Source organism: Variovorax sp. BGA-UO-ETr-C22, from assembly GCF_059567965.1.
On record NZ_JCAQPA010000007.1, the window covers coordinates 44,107 to 63,576 of the forward strand.

General features: G+C 70.8%; 17 protein-coding genes. 12 read left to right on the top strand and 5 right to left on the bottom strand.

Translation table 11 applies throughout. The features are described 5' to 3' along the window. The first annotated feature begins 73 nt into the window (after nucleotides 1-73). The gene (locus tag AC57B8_RS04235; RefSeq protein WP_496478766.1) at nucleotides 74-877 is read left to right on the top strand and encodes a helix-turn-helix transcriptional regulator; all 804 of its coding nucleotides are present in this window, start codon (nucleotides 74-76) and stop codon (nucleotides 875-877) included. 215 nt (nucleotides 878-1,092) lie between these two features. Next, entirely contained in the window at nucleotides 1,093-2,085 is a 993-nt protein-coding gene (locus AC57B8_RS04240; RefSeq protein ID WP_175497121.1) for an alpha/beta hydrolase, read from the top strand. A 31-nt stretch (nucleotides 2,086-2,116) separates the two neighbouring features. Here the strand turns inward: AC57B8_RS04240 and AC57B8_RS04245 are convergent, their stop codons facing one another. The 3 genes from AC57B8_RS04245 to AC57B8_RS04255 are packed head-to-tail and all read right to left on the bottom strand — an operon-like array spanning nucleotide 2,117 to nucleotide 5,253. Continuing rightward, nucleotides 2,117-4,381 carry a xanthine dehydrogenase family protein molybdopterin-binding subunit gene (locus tag AC57B8_RS04245; RefSeq protein WP_496478767.1) on the bottom strand — a complete coding sequence of 755 codons (2,265 nt, stop codon included), beginning with the start codon at nucleotides 4,379-4,381 and terminating at the stop codon, nucleotides 2,117-2,119. Nucleotides 4,382-4,394: 13 nt separating this feature from the next. Continuing rightward, nucleotides 4,395-4,868, bottom strand: a complete 474-nt coding sequence (locus AC57B8_RS04250) for a (2Fe-2S)-binding protein (RefSeq protein ID WP_070063074.1) — start codon at nucleotides 4,866-4,868, stop codon at nucleotides 4,395-4,397. Between the two features lie 37 nt (nucleotides 4,869-4,905). Beyond that, the gene (locus AC57B8_RS04255) at nucleotides 4,906-5,253 is read right to left on the bottom strand and encodes a c-type cytochrome (protein WP_492682667.1); all 348 of its coding nucleotides are present in this window, start codon (nucleotides 5,251-5,253) and stop codon (nucleotides 4,906-4,908) included. Between the two features lie 205 nt (nucleotides 5,254-5,458). Here AC57B8_RS04255 and AC57B8_RS04260 point away from each other — a divergent pair, with 205 nt between their 5' ends. The 3 genes from AC57B8_RS04260 to AC57B8_RS04270 all read left to right on the top strand — a co-directional run bounded on the left by AC57B8_RS04260 (nucleotide 5,459) and on the right by AC57B8_RS04270 (nucleotide 8,117). Beyond that, a complete protein-coding gene (locus tag AC57B8_RS04260) occupies nucleotides 5,459-6,388 on the top strand; it encodes an AraC family transcriptional regulator (RefSeq protein WP_496478768.1) in 930 nt (309 codons plus the stop codon). Nucleotides 6,389-6,483: 95 nt separating this feature from the next. Continuing rightward, nucleotides 6,484-7,470 carry a tRNA (adenosine(37)-N6)-dimethylallyltransferase MiaA gene (gene miaA, locus AC57B8_RS04265; protein WP_496478769.1) on the top strand — a complete coding sequence of 329 codons (987 nt, stop codon included), beginning with the start codon at nucleotides 6,484-6,486 and terminating at the stop codon, nucleotides 7,468-7,470. Further along, the gene (locus AC57B8_RS04270; RefSeq protein WP_496478770.1) at nucleotides 7,467-8,117 is read left to right on the top strand and encodes an ABC transporter ATP-binding protein; all 651 of its coding nucleotides are present in this window, start codon (nucleotides 7,467-7,469) and stop codon (nucleotides 8,115-8,117) included. Before miaA ends, AC57B8_RS04270 begins: the two co-directional genes overlap by 4 nt. A gap of 6 nt (nucleotides 8,118-8,123) precedes the next feature. Here the strand turns inward: AC57B8_RS04270 and AC57B8_RS04275 are convergent, their stop codons facing one another. Further along, nucleotides 8,124-9,080, bottom strand: a complete 957-nt coding sequence (locus AC57B8_RS04275; protein WP_496478771.1) for a threo-3-hydroxy-L-aspartate ammonia-lyase — start codon at nucleotides 9,078-9,080, stop codon at nucleotides 8,124-8,126. Between the two features lie 115 nt (nucleotides 9,081-9,195). Between AC57B8_RS04275 and AC57B8_RS04280 the strand changes: the two genes are divergently transcribed. The 5 genes from AC57B8_RS04280 to AC57B8_RS04300 all read left to right on the top strand — a co-directional run bounded on the left by AC57B8_RS04280 (nucleotide 9,196) and on the right by AC57B8_RS04300 (nucleotide 13,903). Next, a complete protein-coding gene (locus tag AC57B8_RS04280; protein ID WP_496478772.1) occupies nucleotides 9,196-9,909 on the top strand; it encodes a GntR family transcriptional regulator in 714 nt (237 codons plus the stop codon). Continuing rightward, nucleotides 9,906-10,781 (top strand): phytanoyl-CoA dioxygenase family protein, encoded by an 876-nt coding sequence (locus tag AC57B8_RS04285; RefSeq protein WP_496478773.1) that lies wholly within the window; start codon nucleotides 9,906-9,908, stop codon nucleotides 10,779-10,781. Before AC57B8_RS04280 ends, AC57B8_RS04285 begins: the two co-directional genes overlap by 4 nt. A 5-nt stretch (nucleotides 10,782-10,786) precedes the next feature. Further along, nucleotides 10,787-12,148, top strand: a complete 1,362-nt coding sequence (locus AC57B8_RS04290) for an NAD(P)H-dependent oxidoreductase (RefSeq protein ID WP_496478774.1) — start codon at nucleotides 10,787-10,789, stop codon at nucleotides 12,146-12,148. Nucleotides 12,149-12,299: 151 nt separating this feature from the next. Next, nucleotides 12,300-12,674, top strand: coding sequence for a YciI family protein (locus AC57B8_RS04295; RefSeq protein WP_496478775.1), 375 nt, complete (start codon nucleotides 12,300-12,302; stop codon nucleotides 12,672-12,674). After that, on the top strand, nucleotides 12,671-13,903 hold the full coding sequence (locus AC57B8_RS04300; RefSeq protein WP_496478776.1) for an RNA polymerase sigma factor: 1,233 nt from the start codon (nucleotides 12,671-12,673) through the stop codon (nucleotides 13,901-13,903). The genes AC57B8_RS04295 and AC57B8_RS04300 overlap by 4 nt, the downstream gene beginning before the upstream one ends. A gap of 5 nt (nucleotides 13,904-13,908) precedes the next feature. Here the strand turns inward: AC57B8_RS04300 and AC57B8_RS04305 are convergent, their stop codons facing one another. Next, nucleotides 13,909-15,342, bottom strand: coding sequence for a serine hydrolase domain-containing protein (locus tag AC57B8_RS04305; RefSeq protein WP_496478777.1), 1,434 nt, complete (start codon nucleotides 15,340-15,342; stop codon nucleotides 13,909-13,911). A 73-nt stretch (nucleotides 15,343-15,415) separates the two neighbouring features. On the opposite strand from AC57B8_RS04305, the gene AC57B8_RS04310 reads away from it, so the two are divergent. Together AC57B8_RS04310 and AC57B8_RS04315 are read left to right on the top strand one after the other, a co-directional pair. After that, a complete protein-coding gene (locus tag AC57B8_RS04310) occupies nucleotides 15,416-18,001 on the top strand; it encodes an FtsX-like permease family protein (RefSeq protein ID WP_496478778.1) in 2,586 nt (861 codons plus the stop codon). Nucleotides 18,002-18,295: 294 nt separating this feature from the next. Next, entirely contained in the window at nucleotides 18,296-19,435 is a 1,140-nt protein-coding gene (locus AC57B8_RS04315) for an acyl-CoA dehydrogenase family protein (protein WP_496478779.1), read from the top strand. The last annotated feature ends 35 nt before the right edge of the window (nucleotides 19,436-19,470 follow it).

A 19,470-nucleotide genomic window follows, 5' to 3' on the forward strand; every position in this document is an offset into this window, starting at 1 on the left:
GGAAGCCCCATCTTCAGGACAATATCATCACATTACAATTTAAGCGTTTATCCTATTACTGGAGATAACAGGCTTGATCGAACGCAGCCTCAGCCGCACCAAGAACGAGCTGTCGGAGTTCCTGACCCGGCACCGCCGCAAACTCACGCCCGCCGATGTCGGCCTGCCCTCGCAGGGGCGGCGCCGCACGCCCGGCCTGCGGCGCGAAGAAGTCGCGGTGATGGCCGGCGTGGGGCTCACCTGGTACACCTGGTTCGAACAGGGGCGCGAGATCCAGGTGTCGCAGAAATTCCTGCTCGGCGTGGCGCATGCCCTGAAGCTGGACGACGCCGAGTGCAGCCACCTGTTCCTGCTGGCCCACAAGCGCCCGCCGCCGCCGGAGGCCCATCAGCAGGCGTCGGTCACGCCCCACATCCAGCAGCTGATGGACGAGCTGCCCACCCGCCCTGCCTATGTGTTCAACCTGCGCTGGGACGTCGTGGCCTGGAACGCCGCGGCCGACGCGCTGTTCGGCTTCAGCGCGCGGGAGCGCGAGGCGCGCAACCTCCTTCGCATGGTGTTCACCGACCCCGAGCTGCGCCGGCGCCTGCCCGCCTGGCGCGACGATGCGCCCGGGCTGCTGGCGCAATTCCGATACGACTTCGCCATTGCGCCCGACGATCCGGCCATGCGGGGCCTGGTCGCGGACCTGAAAGCGTTCTCGCCCGACTTCCGCCGCTGGTGGGACACCCCCGACAGCGCGCCCGCCCGGCGCGGCCTCGGATGCGTACAGACGGCCGACAGCGGACCGTTGGAGTTTCACCACGAAACCTTGGTGGTCGACATGCACCGTCACCTGCGGATGGTGGTGTATTTCGTGCAGCCGGCACCGGGCTGAACACCGGGGCCTGTGCGGCAGATAAGCGCCATCAGCGCCCATTTCGAGGGTTTTCGAGGGTTTTGTGGCGTCATCCACGATGCGGGCACGCACGTTGCATGGTCTCGTGCCAGGCGCCGGCGAGCGCTGCACAGGGGGAGCTGACACGCGATGCCGACGCGTTTCAGAAAGCAAGCAGATGAACTTTCGGCCGACTTTCGCTGTCCCTCCACCCCATGATCAAACGCTGGCCCCTCCTCGCGTCCATCTTTTCGCTCTGTGCCCTCCTGGCAGCCGGCTGTTCGACCCTCGACGAACGCCAGCGCGAATGGATCTTCCAGCCCAGCGACCGCAGCTGGGGCAATTCGGCCCAGATGACCGAAGGCATGCAGGATGTCTGGATCGACTTCCAGTCGTCCATCACCGGTGAACCGGCGCGCCTGCACGGCCTGTGGCTCGGCGGCGCCCCCGAAACCACCGAGACCCCCGTGCTGCTGTACCTGCATGGTGCGCGCTACAACGTGGCCGGTTCGGCGCCGCGCATCCAGCGCATGCACGAGCTGGGCTTCTCGGTGCTGGCCATCGACTACCGCGGTTTCGGCAAGAGCTCAAAGGGCCTGCCCTCGGAAGCCTCGGCCCGCGAAGACGCCCGCGCCGCCTGGACCTGGTTGGCCGCACGCCATCCGCGCCAGCACCGTTACATCTTCGGCCACTCGCTGGGCGGAGCCATCGGCATCGACCTGGCGGCCACGGTGAACGACGAGAGCGGCACCATCGTCGAGAGCACCTTCACCTCCATCGCCGACGTGGCCAGCAGCTTCAAGTGGGGCTGGCTGCCCTTCGGCCCGTTCATCACGCAGCGCTTCGAGGCGATTCGCACTGTCAAGGACATCGGCGCGCCGCTGCTCGTGGTGCACGGCACCGCCGACAGCCTGATCAACCCGACGCTCGGGCGCAAGCTGTACGACGCGGCCACGGTGCCCAAGATGTTCGTGCTGGTCGAGGGCGGCTCGCACCACAACACCAACTCGGTGGGCGCGACGCAGTACCGCGCGGCGCTGTCGCAGCTGTTTCGCATGAAGCCCGAGGACAGCAGCACCGTGGCCGACAGCCGGCCGCAGCCGCGGCTGGTGTCGCCGCGGCCTGCACAGCCCTCATTGCCTTCCGCTGCGCTGTCGCCGCAAGAGGTGCGGGGCGAGGCGCACACGCCCGCCCCCGCCGCCATCTAAACCGGCTTCTTCAACCGGTTCCGTTCCCGCGTCAGGCCGAGGCCAGGTCGAACGGCAGCTGGCGCAAGGGCTTGCCCGTCAGCCGCGCCACGGCGTTGGCGAAGGCAGGCGCGAGCGGCGGCAGGCCCGGTTCCCCCATCCCCTTGGGCGCATCGGCACTCGGCACGATGTGCACGTCGAACTCGGGCACCTGCGTGATGCGCGCCACGCTGAAGTCGCCGAAGTTGCCCTGCTGCACGACGCCGTCCTTCAGCGTGATGGCACTGCCCTGCAGGCAGGTCGACAGCCCCATCACCGCCGCGCCCTGCACCTGCGCTTCCACGCTGCGCGGGTTCACCGCCAGGTTGCAGTGCACGCCCGAGGTCACGCGGTGCAGCACCGGCTGGCCGTCCTTCACCGACGCTTCGACGACATAGGCCACCACCGACTCGAAGGACTCGTGCACGGCCACGCCCCAGGCGCGGCCTTCGGCCAGCTTCTTCTTGCCGTAGCCGCTCTTGTCGACCGCCAATTGCAGCGCGGCGCGGTGGCGCGGGTGCTTGTCGCCGAAGAGGCTCATGCGGTAGGCCACCGGGTCTTGCTTGGTCGTGCGGGCGATCTCGTCGATCAGCGTCTCCATCACGAAGGCCGTGTGCGTGGAGCCCACGCTGCGCCACCACAGCACCGGCACGTTGACCTGCGGGTGATGCACCGTGAGGCGCATCGGCACGGGGTACGGATCGCGCATGCCCTCCACCGCGGTGGCGTCGATGCCCTCCTTGACCATGGAGCCGGCGAACACCGTGCCCGCGGTGATCGACTGGCCCACGATCACGTGGTCCCACGCGAGGATCTTGCCGCGTTCGTCGAAGCCGATGCGGGCGCGATGCAGATGCATGGGGCGGTAGTAGCCGCCCTTGATGTCGTCCTCGCGGCTCCACAGCAGGCGCACCGGTGCGTCTTTCAGGCCGGCGGTGCGCGCGGCCTTGGCGATCTCGCAGGCCTCGACGACGAAGTCGCTCGAGCCCACGAAGCGCCGGCCGAAGCCGCCGCCCGCCATCTGCACGTTCACCTTCACCTGCGCGGGATCGAGCTTCAGCGTGCGCGCCGCTGCCTGGCCGTCGAGGTCGGCGGACTGCGTGCCAACCCACAGCTCGGCGCGACCGTCCGACAGCTTCACGGTGCAGTTCTCCGGCTCCATGGGCGCGTGGGCCAGGTAGGGAAACACGAACTCGGCCTCGAGCTTGTGCGGCGCGCCGGCCAGCGGCGCCATGTCGGCGTCGAACTTGCGATTGCCGGGGCGGCCGGCCAGTTCGCGGTACTGCGCCAGCTGCTTGTCGCTGTCGACCTTCTCCACCGCGTCGGTGTTCCACTGCAGCTTGAGCGCGTCGCGGCCCAGCTTGGCGGGCCAGTAGCCGTCGGCCACCACGGCCACGCCTTCGGCGCCGCGGTCCAGCGGAATGCGCAGCACGGCCTTCACGCCCTTGACGGCGCGCGCGGCGCTGTCGTCCACCGAGGCCAGGCGGGCGCCGAACACGGGCGGATGCGCCACCACGGCCGTGAGCTGGCCGGGCTGCTTCACGTCGATGCCGAAGTCCTGTCGCCCGCTGCTCTTGGCGCGTGCGTCCAGGCGCGTGGTCGGGCGGCCGATGATCCGGAAGTCCTTCGGGCTCTTCAGCGTGACCGTCTCGGGCACCGGCAGCGCCATGGCCGCTTCGGCCAGCTCGCCGTAGCCCGCCTTGCGCCCGCCCGGGCCGATCACCGTGCCGGCCTGTGTGCGCAGCGTGGCCACGTCGACCTTCCAGCGCTGCGCCGCGGCCGACAGCAGCATGGCCCGCGCACGCGCGCCCAGTTCGCGGTACTGCGTGTAGCTGTTCTTGATCGAGTTGGAACCGCCCGTCAGGTGCATGCCGAACAGCGGGTCAGCGTAGGCGGCATCGTTGGTGCCGCTGCGGCTGCGCACCAGGGCCCAGTCGGCATCGAGCTCTTCGGCCAGGATCATCGGCAGGCCGGTCTGCACGCCCTGACCGAACTCGAGGCGGTTGATGGTGACCGTGACCTCGCCGTTGGGCGCGATCTGCACGAAGGCCGAGGGCTGTTGCGTCGGCTTGAGCGCGCCGCCGGCCTTGGCCGGGCCGTCGGCCTGCGCCATCGCCATGTGAGGGAAAGCGCCGAGCACGAGGCCGCCGGCGCCGGCCATCTTCAGGAAGCTGCGGCGCGGCAGCGTGGCGGCCGCGTCGGCGTCATCGGTTGCAGGCAGGGCCATCAGGCGCTGCAGCGCGCGCGGCAGATCGTTGTAGTCGATGTTGGGCAGCATGTCGTCGGCTCCTTCAGGCGAGGGTCTTGGCCGCATCGGCCACGGCGGCCCGGATGCGGGCGTAGGTGCCGCAGCGGCAGATGTTGCCGGCCATGGCCGAGTCGATCTCGTCGGTGCTGGGCTGCTTGCCCTTGGGCAGCGACTGCAGAAAGGCGGTCGCGCTCATGATCTGGCCGCTCTGGCAGTAACCGCACTGCGCGACGTCGTGCTTGACCCACGCGGCATGCACGGCCGCGCCCACGCGGTCGTTGCCGCCGGTCACGGCTTCGATGGTGGTGATCTTCTTGCCCTCGGCCGCCGCGATCGGCGTGATGCACGAGCGGATGGCCTGGCCGTCCATGTGCACGGTGCAGGCGCCGCACAGCGCCGCGCCGCAGCCGAACTTGGTGCCGGTCATGCCCAGCGTGTCGCGCAGGGCCCAGAGGATGGGGGTGCCGGGGTCGGCGTCGACCGTGTGGTCACGGCCGTTGACGTGGAGCGCGCTCATGTGGGTTTTCTCCGTGGGTGGGTTGAAACGATCTTGTTCACTTGGCGCCGTCGAGCACCCATTGCGCGAGCGCCTGCAGGTCCGCGTCGGGAACCTGGGCTTGCGCGGGCATGGGCATCGCGCCCCACTTGCCCGAGCTGCCGGCCTTCATGCTGGCGGCCAGCTGCGCGGCCGTGCCCTTGCCGTCGCCGTAGCGCGCGCCGATCTCTTTCCAGGAAGGGCCCACCACCTTCACGGCGGCTTGGTGGCAGGCCACGCACGCGTACTTCTGCGCCAGCGCGGTGCTGGCGAAGGCGGGCGCGGACCCGGCCATGCTCGCGCCGATGGCCAGTGCGGCCACGAGCGAGGCAGTGATGCGATGCGGATGTCGTTCGTCGTGGGTCATTTCTTTTTTCATCATCGTGGAGGGGAAAGCACGGTCCTCGCGCCGCGCGCGGCAGGACTTCACGGCGGCCAGTGTCCGACGAAGCGCCCACGGCCACTTGCCCAATCCGCGCGCGTTCTTGCCTGAAACAACGAGACTGCGCCAAAAACGCCAAGCGCATGAGATGCGCCCGCTAGACTTTGCGCAAGCACCCGAAAGGATTCAGATGGAAGTGCTACAGCCGACGCAGCCAGACGATTCGGCCGTCCTCGGTGCCCTGGCCACGGCCGTCGGGCGCATTGCCCGAAACGACGGCGACCACGCCACCGCCATTCCCGAACTCTCGCTGCACCGCCGCAGCGCCGCGACCGAGCCCGTGCATTGCATCTACGGCTTCGGCCTGGGCATCACCGTCGGCGGACAGAAGCGCGCGGCGCTCGGCGACGAGATCTATGAATACGGCGCCGGGCAGTCGCTGCTGATCACGGCCGACCTGCCCGTGGTGGCGCACGTCACCCGTGCCAGCGCGGCGCAGCCCTTCCTGGGCCTCATGATCCGGCTCGACCCGCGCGCCATCGTGCAGGTGGCGACCGAGATGGCGCTGCCCCCGCCGTCCAGGGAGCCCCACAACCAGCGCGCCCTGTCGCTGGGCGCGCTCGACGCGACGCTGCTGGGCACCGTCACGCGGCTCGTCGAGCTGCTGGCCGAGCCCCAACTCGTTTCGCAGCTCGCGCCGCTGCTGCAGAAGGAAATCGTCGTGCGCCTGCTCGCCGGGCGCCACGGCCCGCAGCTGCAGCGCCTCATGACCGTCGGCTCGCCCAGCCAGCAGGTGGCGCAGAGCCTGGCGTGGCTCAAGATGAATTTCAGGAAGCCCGTGCAGGCGGACGAGCTGGCCGCGTCCGCGCACATGAGCCCGTCGACCTACCGCCAGCACTTCCGCGCCGTGACCGGCATGAGCCCGATGCAGTACCTGAAGCAGTTGCGCCTGCAGGAAGCGCGGCAGCTGATGCTGAACCAGAACATCGATGCCGGCACCGCCGGCGTGCGCGTGGGCTACGAAAGCGCCTCGCAGTTCAGCCGCGAGTACGCACGCCTGTTCGGTGCGCCGCCGCTGCGCGACATCCGGCGGATGCGGGACGCGACCGCCGTCGCCTGACGCACGGCGTCGCGGGCAAGCCCCGCGCAGCCGCCCGGCGTCCGAGACAAGCCCCGTGCAGCGGCCCGGGGCGTGCCATTTGCTACCCTCGACGCATGCCCCCCGCTTCCCCTGTTCCCCCGCGCTACATCGCGCTCGCCGGCCCCACCGCGTCCGGCAAGACCGCCGTGGCCCTGGCCGTGGCCCGGCTGCAGCCGGTCGAGATCGTCAGCGTCGACTCGGCGCTGGTCTACCGCGGCATGGACATCGGCACCGCCAAGCCCACCGCCGCCGAGCAGGCCGCGGTGCCGCACCACCTGATCGACATCCTCGACGCGCGCGACAGCTACAGCGCCGCCGCCTTCGTGGCCGACGCCACCCGGCTCATCGACGCCATCCGCGCGCGCGGCGCGCTGCCGCTGCTGGTGGGCGGCACCATGCTGTATTTCAAGGCACTGTTCGACGGCATCGACGCCATGCCCGCCGCCGACCCGGCCGTGCGCGCGCGCCTCGATGCCGAAGCCGCCGCGCTCGGCTGGCCCGCCATGCATGCGCGACTCGCACAGGTCGACCCCGTCACCGCCGCGCGGCTCGCACCGCAGGACAGCCAGCGCATCCAGCGCGCGCTCGAGGTGTGGGAAAGCAGCGGCCAGCCGCTGTCGAGCTTCCATGCGAGCGACACCAAGGCCGCCAAGGCCGTCGATGGCGGCGTGCTCGTGTCGCTCGAACCCGAAGACCGCGCCTGGCTGCACGGGCGCATCGCCGAGCGCTTCGACGCCATGCTCGCAGCCGGTTTTCTCGACGAGGTGAAGGCGCTGCGCGCGCGCGGCGACCTGTCGCCCGACCTGCCCTCGATGCGCTGCGTCGGCTACCGCCAGGCCTGGGAGATGCTCGACGCCTGCGGCGACGCACCGCCCGACGCCAAGGCGCTGGGCGAGTTGCGCGAGCGCGGCATCGCCGCCACGCGCCAGCTCGCCAAGCGGCAGATCACCTGGCTGCGCAGCATGCCGCAGCGCACCGTGATCGCCTGCGACGCGCCCGACGCGGTGCAGGCCGCTGTGCAGCACATCGCGCAGATCGCACGCGGGGCGGCGCCCGCATGACCTTGCACCTCTCCAACCTCGGCAAGCACTACGGCGACGCGCCCGTCTTCGAACACGTGAGCCTGCAGGTCGCGCCCGGCGAGTTCGTCGCCATCGTGGGCGAATCGGGCGTGGGCAAGTCGACCCTGCTCAACTGCATGGCCGGCCTCGACACTTGGGACGAAGGCAGCGTGTCGCACGACGGCACCGACATCGGCGCGCTCGATGGCGAGGCCCGCGCGCTGTGGAGGCGCCAGCACGTGGGCTTCGTGTTCCAGGCCTTCCACGTGCTGCCGCACCTCGACGTGGCACAGAACGTGTCGCTGCCGCTGATGCTCTTGGGCCGCCCGCGCGAAGACGCGCGCGTGGCCCACATGCTCGAAGCCGTCGGCCTGCCCGGCATGGGCGCGCGGCTGCCGCAGACGCTGTCGGGCGGCCAACTGCAGCGCGTGGCCATCGCCCGCGCGCTGGTGCACCGGCCCGCGCTGCTGCTCGCCGACGAACCCACCGGCAACCTCGACCCGTCCACCGCCGCGAAGGTGATGGACCTGCTGATCGGCCAGACGCGCGAGCACGGCGCCTCGCTGGTGCTGGTCACGCACTCGGAGAGCGCCGCGGGGCGGGCGGACCGGTTGCTGCACCTGACGGTGAGCGGTATCAGGGCCTGAGAAGAATCAGCCGATCAGCGACGCGTAGCGCGACAGGTCGACGTTCCCGCCGCTGATCACGATGCCCACGCGCTGGCCTTCGATGGCCTTCGCCGCCGCGATGGCGCCCGCGAACGCGAGGCACCCCGTCGGCTCCACCACCATCTTCATGCGCTCGGCGAAGAAGCGCATCGCCTCGACGAGCTGCTCGTCGGAGACGGTGAAGATGTCGTCGACATCCCTTTTGATGATGCCGAAGGTGTATTCGCCCAGGTGCTGCGTCTGCGCACCGTCGGCGATGGTCTTGGGCGTTTCGATGTGCACGATCTTCCCGGCGCGCAGCGACTGCTGGCCGTCGTTGCCGGCCTCGGGCTCCACGCCGTAGACCTTGCAGGCGGGCGACAGCGCACGCGCCGACAACGCCGAACCCGACAGCAGCCCGCCGCCGCCGAGGCACACGAACAGGTGGTCGAGCGGGCCGGTCTCTTCGATGAGTTCCTTCACCGCCGTGCCCTGCCCCGTGAGCACATCGGGGTGGTCGTAGGGCAGAATCATCGTCATGCCGCGTTCCTGCGCGAGCCGCTTCGTCAGCGCCTCGCGGTCTTCGGTGAAGCGGTCGTACATCACCACTTCGGCGCCATAGCCCTTCGTGGCCGCGACCTTGGCGGCGGGCGCGTCCTTGGGCATGACGATCACGGCCGGCATCGACAGCAGACGCGCCGACAGCGCGATGGCCTGCGCGTGGTTGCCCGACGAGAAGGCGATCACGCCGCCCTGGCGTTGTGCCGCGTCGAACTTCGACAGCGCATTGAACGCACCGCGGAACTTGAACGCGCCCATGCGCTGGAAGTTCTCGCACTTGAAGAAGAACTGCGCGCCCCAGCGTTCATTGGCGGTGGTCGATTGCAGCACCGGCGTGCGGTGGGCATGGCCTTCGAGCCGCGCGGCCGCGGCGATGACGTCGTCGTAGGTAGGGAGTTGCATGGGTCGAGCTTAGCGGCGGCTTGCCGTTCCTTGCAGCCCCGATGGGTAAAAACCCGGGGATGCGCCCCGTCGCCGAAGTCCGTACTCTGTATACAGAGTTCAGAAAAGGCCCGTCATGCCCGCCCAGTTGCTCAGCATCGAAGTCGCCCCCGACCTCGTCGATCAGGTCTACCGTGCCCTGCTCGGCGCCATCAGCAGCGGCGCGCTCGCGCCGGGCGAGCGGCTCACGCAGGAGGACATCGCGGCGCGGCTCGCGGTGTCGCGCCAGCCGGTGCTGCAGGCGCTGCGGCTGCTCAAGAAGGACGGCTTCGTGCAGGACGCACCCGGGCGCGGCGTGCTGGTGGCGCCGCTGGAGGCCGAGGCGATGCGCAAGGTCTACCAAGTGCGCGGCGCGCTCGACGTGCTGGCCGCGCGGCTGGCGGCGCAACAGCGCTTTCGCATCGACCCCAAGCTCATCGAGCGCGGCCGGCGCGCGGCGCGCGGGCGCAATGTCGAAGCCATGATCGATGCCGACGTGGCCTTTCACCAGGCCATCTACGCCGCCTCGGGCAACCCGCTGATCGGCCAGAGCGCCGACCCGCACTGGCGCCATCTGCGCCGCGCGATGGGCGCGGTACTGCAGGCCGAGCCGCAGCGCGAGTCGCTGTGGGACGAGCACGAAGCCATTGCCGACGCCATTGCCGCCGGCGACGTCGAGCGCGCCGCGCGCCTGAGCGACGAGCACGTCTCGCGCGCCAGCGACGCGCTGGCCGAGCGGCTCGCGCAGCAGCTGGCACGCACGGCTGCATCCGCATCTGGAATCCCCACCAAAAAAGGAGACAAGGCATGAAGCTGACCCCCGAGCAACGCGCGCAGTTCGAGCGCGACGGCTACCTGTTCTTCCCCGGCCACTTCTCACCCGAAGAGACCAAGGTGCTGACCGAGGCGGTGCCCGACCTGTACAGCAAGCGCGCGGCCTTCAACGTGCGCGAGAAAGGCTCCGACGCCGTGCGCACGAACTTCGCGGCGCACCTCATCAGCGAGCCCTTCGCGCGGCTGGCGCGGCACCCGCGCATGGTCGAGCCGGTGATGGACCTGTTCGACGAAGCGGTCTACATGCACCAGTTCAAGATCAACGGCAAGATGGCCTTCGAGGGCGACGTGTGGCAGTGGCACCAGGACTACGGCACCTGGCTCAACGACGACCTGATGCCCACTGAGCGCGCGATGAACGTCGCCATCTTTCTGGACGAAGTGACCGAGCACAACGGCCCGCTGATGTTCATTCCGGGCAGCCACCGCAAGGGCGTGGTCGACGCAAAGCATGACCTCACGACCACCAGCTACCCGCTGTGGACGGTCGACAACGACCTGATCCGCCAGCTGGTCGACCGCGCCGGCGGCACGCAGGGCGGCATCGTCTCGCCCAAGGGGCCGGCCGGTTCGATGATCCTGTTCCACAGCTGCCTCGTGCATGCCTCGGGCAGCAACCTCTCGCCCTTCAACCGCGTGGCGGTGTACCTGAGCCTGTGCGCGGTCAGCAACCACATCCGCCGCCACCAGCGGCCCGAGTACATCGCGCACAGAAACTTCGCGCCCATCGAGGTGCTGCCCGACGACTGCCTGCTGACGCCCTACCCCGTCGAGGTGCCGTGGAAAGACGGCCTGCCCGAGAGCGCGCTGCGCACCTCGCCCGACGTCATCGAAACCGTGGAAGCCTGACCGCCATGAGCCTGCACACCCGCCTGCAACAACGCGCCGCCGAAGGCCGCCCCATCCGCATCGGCCTGATCGGCGCCGGCAAGTTCGGCGCCATGTACCTGGCGCAGATTCCGCGCACGCCCGGCGTGCAGCTGGTCGCCATTGCCGACCTCTCGCCCGCCGCCGCGCGCGTCAACCTGGAGCGCGTGGGCTGGCAGGCCGAGCGCAGCAACGCCGCCTCGGTACAAGAGGCGCTGAAGACCGGCGCCACCTGGATCACCGACGACTGGCAGGCCGTGACGCGCGAGCCCGGCATCGACATCGTGGTCGAGTGCACCGGCAACCCGGTCGCCGCGGTCGACCACTGCCTGGACGCCTTTGCGCACGGCAAGCACGTGGTCAACGTGACGGTCGAGGCCGACGCCTTCTGCGGCCCGCTGCTCGCGCACAAGGCGCAGCAGGCCGGCGTGGTGTATTCGCTGGCCTTCGGCGACCAGCCCGCGCTGATCTGCGACCTGGTCGACTGGGCCCGCACCTGCGGCTTTCCGGTGGTGGCGGCCGGGCGCGGCCACAAGTGGCTGCCGCACTTCACCGAATCGACGCCCGAGACCGTGTGGGGCAACTACGGCCTCACGCCCGAGCAGGCGAAACGCGGCGGGCTCAACCCGAAGATGTTCAACAGTTTTCTCGACGGCTCCAAGCCGTCGATCGAAAGCTCGGCCGTGGCCAACGCCACCGGCCTGGGCGTGCCCTCCGACGGCCTGCTCTACCCGCCCGCGAGCGTGGAAGACATTCCCTTCGTCACGCGTCCGCGCAGCGAAGGCGGCGTACTGGAACGCAAGGGCATGGTCGAGGTGATCTCGTCGCTCGAGGCCGACGGCCGCAAGATTCCCTACGACATCCGCATGGGCGTGTGGGTCACGGTCGAGGCCGAGACCGACTACATCAAGAACTGCTTCGAGGAATACAACGCCCACACCGACCCGAGCGGGCGCTACTTCACGCTGTACAAGCGCTGGCACCTGATCGGGCTCGAAGTGGGCATGTCGGTCGCCAGCGTGGCGCTGCGCGGCGAGCCCACCGGCGTGGCCACCGGCTGGAATGCCGACGTGGTCGCCACCGCCAAGCGCGACCTCGCCGCGGGCGAGATGCTCGACGGCGAAGGCGGCTACACCGTCTGGGGCAAGCTGCTGCCGGCCGAGCGCTCGCTGCGCCTGGGCGGCCTGCCGCTCGGGCTGGCGCACAACGTCAAGCTCGTGCGCCCCGTGAAGAAGGGCCAGAGCCTGAGCTGGGCCGACGTGGCGATGGACACCAGCACCGCCGCCTACCGGCTGCGCCAGGAAATGGAAACGCTGTTCACGCCCGCGGTACGCGCCCACGCGGCCTGAGCGCGGGGCCTGGCGCCCACGTTGCGCCAAAGAGCGAACAGGACAAGAATCTTCTGCTCGGCACCGCGCCCGGTGTCGAAATGACCGGTGGCGGGCCGTCATTGTGGTGAGCGCTCTTGCTCGGCAAGCTTTTCCTTCACGGAGAAACACCATGCAGTACATGTTGATGTTCTACCAACCCGCCGCCGAATTCGAACAACGTGACGACCCCTCCTCGCAGGCCTACCGCGCGAGCTGGGTCGCGTATGCCGATGCGGTGCGCCAGTCGGGCGTCGCACTCGGCGGCCACGGCCTGCTGCCGCCCATGACCGGCACCACGCTGCGCGTGCGCGGCGACAAGCGCCGGGTGCAGGACGGCCCCTTCGCCGACACCAAGGAGCAGCTCGGCGGCTACTTCGTGGTCGACGTGCCCGACCTCGACGCGGCGCTCGAATGGGCCGCGCGTGCGCCCTGCGCCGCCAGTGGCGGTGTCGAAGTCCGGCCGGTCTTCACCGCCACCGCAGCGGCGGGCGCGAGCCAGACGTGACCACTCCGGCGGCACACCACGCCGCCGAACGCGCGGCACGCGAGTCGTACGGGCGGCTGCTGGCCATCCTGTCCGCCCGCACGCACGACATCGCGGCCTCCGAAGACGCGCTGGCCGACGCCTTCGCCCGCGCGCTCGAGCGCTGGCCCGCCGACGGCGTGCCGGTGCAGCCCGACGCCTGGCTGCTGAGCGTCGCGCGGCACCGCAAGCTCGACGCCTGGCGCCACAGCCGCGTGCAGGACGACGCCACGCAGACCCTGCTGCTGCTCGCCGGCGAGATGGACGAAGCCGACCCCGATGCCGCCACCGTGCCCGACGAGCGGCTGCGCCTGCTCTTCGTCTGCGCGCACCCGGCCATCGACGCCGCCGCGCGCGCGCCGCTCATGCTGCAGACCGTGCTCGGGCTCGATGCCGCGCGCATGGCCGGCGCCTTCCTCACCTCGCCTTCCGCGCTGGGCCAGCGGCTGGTGCGCGCCAAGGCCCGCATCCGCGCGGCCGGCATTCCTTTCGAATACCCGCAGGCGCGCGACCTGTCGCACCGGCTGCGCGACGTGCTCGACGGCATCTACGCCGCCTACGGCACCGGCTGGGACGACGTCGACGGCGCCGACGCCCTGCCGCGTGGCCTGACGACCGAGGCCATCGACCTGGGCCGCATCCTGTGCCGCCTGCTGCCCGCCGAGCCCGAGCCGCTGGGCCTGCTGGCGCTGATGCTGTTCTGCGAGGCGCGCACCGCGGCGCGCCGCACCGAGGCCGGCGCCTACGTACCGCTCGACCAGCAGGACATCACGCGCTGGGACCACGCGCTGCTGGCCGAGGCCGAGCACCATCTGCGCATCGCATCGGCCATGCAGTCGCTCGGGCCTTACCAGCTCGAGGCCGCGATCCAGTCGGCCCACTGCGAGCGCCGCGCGGGTGCCCCGGTGCCGCCCGAGGTGCTGGTGTCGCTGTACGAAGGCCTGCTCGCGCTGCGGCCCAGCATCGGCGCGCAGGTCAGCCTGGCGTGCGCGCTGGCGAATGCGCGCGGGCCCGAGACCGGGCTGCGCGCGCTCGATGCGATTCCATCGGACGAGGTGGCGAGCTACCAGCCGTTCTGGGCAGCGCGCGCGCACCTGCTCGCGGCCGGGGGCGCGCGCGTGGCGGCGCGGCAGGCGTATGACCGGGCGATCGGGTTGAGCAGCAATGGCGCGGTGCGGGCGTACCTGCACGCGATGTCGGAACGGGCCTGAGGCGCTCAGTCCTGCGGCACAGCAACCCCGGCCCGCCGCCCTTCGAGCCGGCTGCCGCCCTGCGTCAGCGTGACGCCGATCACCTCACCACCATCCCCACGCCGGAACACGAACTGCGCGCCGATGGCCGTCACCGCAAAACGATCAGGCCCGGTGGGCGTGAGCCCGTTGTAGCCCTTGCCCGATTCACGCGCCAGCAAGCGCCCGTCGCGCACGGTGAAGCCCAGCACCTGCGCCTTGCCGACGCGGAACTCGCCCGCGTAGTCGGCCAGGCGCTTCGGATCGATCGGCACTTCGGTCGTCGGCACCGGGTAGCGGCTCTTGCCGATGGCGAGCATCACGGGCTGCAGCGGCGCGCGCTGGTTGCTGGCCAGCACGATGAGCGCCTCGCCGGTGTCGGGCGCCAGCAGCCAGAGCGTGCGGTAGCCCTCGGTGACGCCCGCGTGGTAGTAGGTGCGCCGGCCGGTCTCGGGGCCGCGCACCATCACGGCATAGCCGATCTCGGCGCCCTCGTAGCGCGCAAGCGGCGTGAGCAGCCGCACGGCGGCCGGGCCCAACGGGCCGTGCGCGCCGGCGAGGATGGCGCGGCTGAAGGCCAGCATGTCGGCGGCGGTCGAGCGCAGCGCGCTGGCGGGCGCGTAGGCATGCATGTCGAAGCGGCGCTGGCGCTGGTCGCCCGCGAACGGCGGCGCCATGCGCGAGGCCTTGTCGCCGAGCGGGATCACGGTGTCGTTCATGCCCAGCGGCTCGGTGATGCGCGCACGCACCAGCTCGCCCCACGAGGTGCCGTAGCGCAATGCCAGCAGCTGCCCGAGCAGCGCCATGCCGAAGTTGCTGTAGCGCGCCTCGCACGGCGCCGCGGCGGCCGTGAGGTGGATGCGCGCGAGCGCGGCCCAGAACATCGGCAGGTCGAAGCTGCGGAACTGCTCGGCCAGCGCGGCGCCACCGGTCACGCCGTCGGCCATCACGGGCAGGCAGCCGGTGTGGGTGACGAGCTGCCGCAGCGTGATCGACGCCACGGCGGGCGGCACGCCCTCGGCATGGCCGGCGAGCAGCTTGCCCACGCTGTCGTCGAGCGCCACGTCGCCGCGCTCCACGGCCTGCGCCAGCAGCAGGCCGGTGAAGACCTTGGTGACCGAGCCGATCTCGAACATCGGCTGCTCCGCGCTGGCCGGCGCAATGGCGCGCGCCACCAGCGGTTCGGGGTTGTGGGCGATGCCGTAGGCGGCCTTGTCGCCGCGCAGCACGCCGACCACCAGCGTGCCGCGCTCGGCGCCGAGCGCGGTGCGGGCCAGCACGGCGGGGTCGCTGGCGAGCGAGAGCGGCGCGGAGGGCGCGGCCGGCGGTGCGAGTTGCGCACTCGCTGCGCCCGCCAGCCAGGGCACGAGAAGCCAGGGCGCCAGCCAGCGGCGGCACCAGGCGGAGGGCAGAAGCCGCATCGTCGGAATCCTCGGGCGTGAAGTCGTCATCGTCGAACAGACGCCATCCTGCCACGGCGGCCACAATGACCCCATGCGTGCATTGCTTTCGACTTTCTCCTGGCAGGAACTGCGCCACCACCCCTGGCGCAACGCGGCGGCCGTGCTGGCCGTGATGCTGGGCGTGGCGCTGGCGTTCTCGGTGCAGCTCATCAACGCCTCGGCGCTCGACGAGTTCTCCAGCGCGGTGCGCTCGGTGAACGGCCAGCCCGACCTCGAAGTGCGCGCCGCGCAGGGCAGCTTCGACGAAGCCGTGTTCGGCCGGCTCGCGCGCCGACCCGAGGTGGCGCTGGCGAGCCCGGTGCTCGAGTTCCAGGGCCTGGCCCTGGGCCACGACGGGCGCCAGGTGCCGCTGCGCGTGATCGGCGTCGATGCGCTCGCGCTGCCCACCATCGCGCCCGCGCTGATGCCGCAGTCAGCCGCCGGTGCCGACCGCTTCGCGCTGTTCGCGCCTGGCCATGTGTTCCTCAACGCGGCGGCGCGCCAGGCGTTGCAGCTGCCGCTGCAGCCCGCGACCGGTGAGAGCCTGCAGCTGCGCAGCGGCGCCGCGTGGCAGCGCCTCGCGGTCTCTGGCCATGTGACGGCCGGCGGCGCGGCGCTGGCGGTGATGGACATCGCGGCCGCGCAGGATCTGTTCGGCCCGCTCGGGCAGTTGAGCCGCATCGACCTGCGGCTCGCACCGGGCACCGACCGCGCGGCCTTCGTGGCCGCACTCGAGAAGTCGCCCGATTGGCCCGCGGGCCTGAAGTTCGCCGAGCCGGGCGACGCGGCCGAGCGCGTGAGCAACCTGTCGCGCGCCTACCGCGTCAACCTCACGGTGCTGGCGCTGGTGGCGCTGTTCACGGGCGCGTTCCTGGTGTTCTCGGTGCTCGCGCTCAGCGTAGCCAAGCGCGCGCAGCAGTTCGCGCTGCTCGGCGTGCTGGGCCTCACGCCGCGCGGACGGCTGCGGCTGGTGCTGGCCGAGTCGCTGGTGCTCGGGCTGATCGGCAGCGCCGCCGGTCTGGCGCTCGGCACCGCGCTCGCAGCGTTTGCGCTGCGCGTGCTGGGCGGCGACCTGGGCGGCGGCTACTTCGAAGGCGTGGCGCCCCGGCTGCACTGGAGCAGTGGCGCCGCGCTGCTGTACGGCGGGCTCGGCGTGGTGGCCGCGCTGGTGGGCGGCTGGTGGCCCGCGCGCGCCGCGCAGGCATTGCCCGAGGCGCAGACGCTCAAGGGCCTGGGCGCGGCGCCCGCACAGGGCCGCCACCACTGGCTCGCGCTCGGGCTCATCGGCGCGGGCGCGGCGCTGGCCAACCTGCCGGCCATCGGCGGCATTCCGGTGGCGGCGTACCTGTCGGTGGCCTGCCTGCTGGTGGGCGGCATCACCGCCCTGCCCTGGCTCATCGCGCTGCTGTACGACCGCGTGGCACCCGCGTTTGCTCGGCGCGTGCTGCCGATGCTTGCCGTCGAGCGCGCGCGGCGCATGCGCGGCACGGCGGCCGTGGCGGTGAGCGGCGTGGTCGCAAGCCTGAGCCTGGCGGTGGCGCTGACGGTGATGGTCGCGAGCTTTCGCGAGTCGGTCACGCACTGGCTCGACGTGGTGCTGCCGGCCGACCTGTACGTGCGCGCCACCTCGGGCGGGCGCGGCAGCGGCAACAGCGGCGGCACCAGCAGCACCGACACCGCGACCTTCGCGCCGGCCTTCGTGCAGGCGCTGGCGCAACTGCCCGGCGTGGCGCGCACCGGCACGCTGCGCACGCAGTCGCTGCAGCTCGACCCCGCGCAGCCCGCCGTGACGCTGATCGCGCGCAGCCTCGAAGGCGGCGTGGTGCGCGGCCTGCCGCTGGTGGGCGAGGCGCTGCCGGTGCCGCCCGGGCAGACCGGCATCTACGTGAGCGAGCCGATGGTCGAGCTGTACGGCGCGAAGCCGGGCAGCGCGTTCGCGCCGCTGGCCGATGCGATGCGCACGGCCACGCCGCAGCTGTTCTTCGTGGCCGGCGTGTGGCGCGACTACGCGCGGCAGTTCGGCGCCATCGCGATGGACGCGCGCGACTTCGAGCGCATCACCGGCGAGCACGACGTGAGCGACGTCGCGCTGTGGCTCGCGCCCGGTGCGTCCGAAGCGGAAGTGCAGGCGGCCGTTCGCGCGCTCGCCTCGCGCACCTCACGCGACGGCGCGGTGGAGCTCGCCTCGGTCGGCCAGATCCGCGCCACCTCGCTGCGCATCTTCGACCGCAGCTTTGCCGTCACCTACTGGCTGCAGGCCGTGGCCATCGCCATCGGCCTGTTCGGCATCGCGGCCAGCTTCAGCGCGCAGGTGCTGGCGCGGCGCAAGGAGTTCGGGCTGCTCGCGCACCTGGGCTTCACGCGGCGGCAGGTGCTGGCCGTGGTGGCCGGCGAAGGCGCGGCCTGGACGGCCATCGGCGCGGTGGCCGGGCTGCTGCTCGGGCTGGCCGTGTCGGTGGTGCTGGTGAAGGTGGTGAACCCGCAGAGCTTCCACTGGAGCATGGACCTGCTGGTGCCGTGGGTGCGACTGCTGGCGCTGTGCGCGGCCGTGGTGGCGGCCGGCACGTTCACGGCGTGGATGGCGGGGCGCGCCGCCGCGGGGCGCGATGTGGTGCTGGCGGTGAAAGAGGACTGGTAAGCGCCCGACATCCGCTGGACCCGTTCCACGGTCTCCTTCTCGCCAGCCGGGCGGCAGGTCTTCGGTGGCCTGGTGATCGGTGTCGCCAAAGGCCTGCCACTGGCCGTTGGCTCCCTTGCGGGCCGGTTCGTCGGTCGCAACGCGCCCGGCCACGGCCCTTGATCGCGCGAACACGCCCTAGCCATCGCGGCTAGTGCGCCCGGCCCTGCGTCGCACGACGATCACCAAGGGAACGGATTGCGCCGTGACGCCTTCGGCGGATCGCTCCGTTCCGTCACCCAAGGAGATCGCGACATGCAGGTCGAACGCAGCGTCTATCGTGAGGACCACGAGACATTCCGCACCACGGTGCGCCGCTTTTTCGAACGCGAGTGCGTGCCCCACCAGGCCGATTGGGACCGCGACGGCCAGGTCAGCCGCGAGGTCTGGCTAAAAGCCGGCCGCGAGGGCCTGCTGTGCACCACGCTGCCCACCGAATACGGCGGCGGTGGCGGCGACTTCGGCCACGCGGCCATCATCGCCGAGGAGATCGCGCACGCCGGTGTCGGCGGCCTGTCGATCGGGCTGCATTCGGACATCGTGGCGCCCTACATCCACCGCCTGGGCACCGAGGCGCAAAAGCAGAAGTGGCTGCCGGGCATCTGCCGCGGCGAGCAGATCCTGGCGGTGGCCATCACCGAACCGGGCGGCGGCTCGGACGTGAAGTCGCTGCGCACCACCGCCGTGCGCGACGGCGACGACTACCTCATCAACGGCAGCAAGACCTTCATCAGCAACGGCTTCCTCAGCGACCTGGTGGTCGTGGTGTGCAAGACCGACCCAGCCGCCGGCGCCAAGGGCGTGAGCCTGGTCGTGGTCGAGACGGACCGCCCCGGCTTTCGCCGCGGCCGCAAGCTCGACAAGGTCGGCATGCGCGCCCAGGACACGGCCGAGCTGTTCTTCGACAACGTCCGCGTGCCGGTGGCCAACCGGCTGGGTGAAGAAGGCAAGGGCTTCGCCTACCTGATGCAGGAGCTGCCGCAGGAGCGCTTCATGATCGCCGTCAGCGCCGCGACCAAGCTCGAGCGGCTGCTGCAGCAGACCCTCGAGTACGTGAAGGACCGCCGCGCCTTCGAGCAGACCGTGTGGGATTTCCAGAACACGAAGTTCAAGCTGGCCGACATCAAGGCCCAGTCGGTGGCACTGCGCACGATGGTCGACCACTACCTCGCGGCCCACATGAGCCGGCGGCTGACGGTGGAAGAAGCCGCGATCGCCAAGCTGTTCGCCACCGAGACGCTGTGGAAGTGCATCGACGACATGGTGCAGCTGCACGGCGGCTACGGCTACATGCTGGAGTACCCCATCGCACGCGCCTTCGTCGACATGCGCGTGAGCCGCATCTACGGCGGCACCAGCGAAGTGATGCGCGACCTGATCTCGCGCAAGCTGTAGGCCGGGCAAGCCGGCATTCAAACAAGGAGCATCTT

Coding starts and splice junctions, on each gene's coding strand:
- AC57B8_RS04270 (WP_496478770.1), top strand. CDS start 7,467: ATGACCTTGCACCTCTCCAACCTCGGCAAGCACTACGGCGACGCGCCC.
- AC57B8_RS04315 (WP_496478779.1), top strand. CDS start 18,296: ATGCAGGTCGAACGCAGCGTCTATCGTGAGGACCACGAGACATTCCGC.
- AC57B8_RS04280 (WP_496478772.1), top strand. CDS start 9,196: ATGCCCGCCCAGTTGCTCAGCATCGAAGTCGCCCCCGACCTCGTCGAT.
- AC57B8_RS04255 (WP_492682667.1), bottom strand. CDS start 5,253: ATGACCCACGACGAACGACATCCGCATCGCATCACTGCCTCGCTCGTG.
- AC57B8_RS04250 (WP_070063074.1), bottom strand. CDS start 4,868: ATGAGCGCGCTCCACGTCAACGGCCGTGACCACACGGTCGACGCCGAC.
- AC57B8_RS04275 (WP_496478771.1), bottom strand. CDS start 9,080: ATGCAACTCCCTACCTACGACGACGTCATCGCCGCGGCCGCGCGGCTC.
- AC57B8_RS04295 (WP_496478775.1), top strand. CDS start 12,300: ATGCAGTACATGTTGATGTTCTACCAACCCGCCGCCGAATTCGAACAA.
- AC57B8_RS04285 (WP_496478773.1), top strand. CDS start 9,906: ATGAAGCTGACCCCCGAGCAACGCGCGCAGTTCGAGCGCGACGGCTAC.
- AC57B8_RS04260 (WP_496478768.1), top strand. CDS start 5,459: ATGGAAGTGCTACAGCCGACGCAGCCAGACGATTCGGCCGTCCTCGGT.
- AC57B8_RS04245 (WP_496478767.1), bottom strand. CDS start 4,381: ATGCTGCCCAACATCGACTACAACGATCTGCCGCGCGCGCTGCAGCGC.
- AC57B8_RS04240 (WP_175497121.1), top strand. CDS start 1,093: ATGATCAAACGCTGGCCCCTCCTCGCGTCCATCTTTTCGCTCTGTGCC.
- AC57B8_RS04305 (WP_496478777.1), bottom strand. CDS start 15,342: ATGCGGCTTCTGCCCTCCGCCTGGTGCCGCCGCTGGCTGGCGCCCTGG.
- AC57B8_RS04290 (WP_496478774.1), top strand. CDS start 10,787: ATGAGCCTGCACACCCGCCTGCAACAACGCGCCGCCGAAGGCCGCCCC.
- miaA (WP_496478769.1), top strand. CDS start 6,484: ATGCCCCCCGCTTCCCCTGTTCCCCCGCGCTACATCGCGCTCGCCGGC.
- AC57B8_RS04310 (WP_496478778.1), top strand. CDS start 15,416: ATGCGTGCATTGCTTTCGACTTTCTCCTGGCAGGAACTGCGCCACCAC.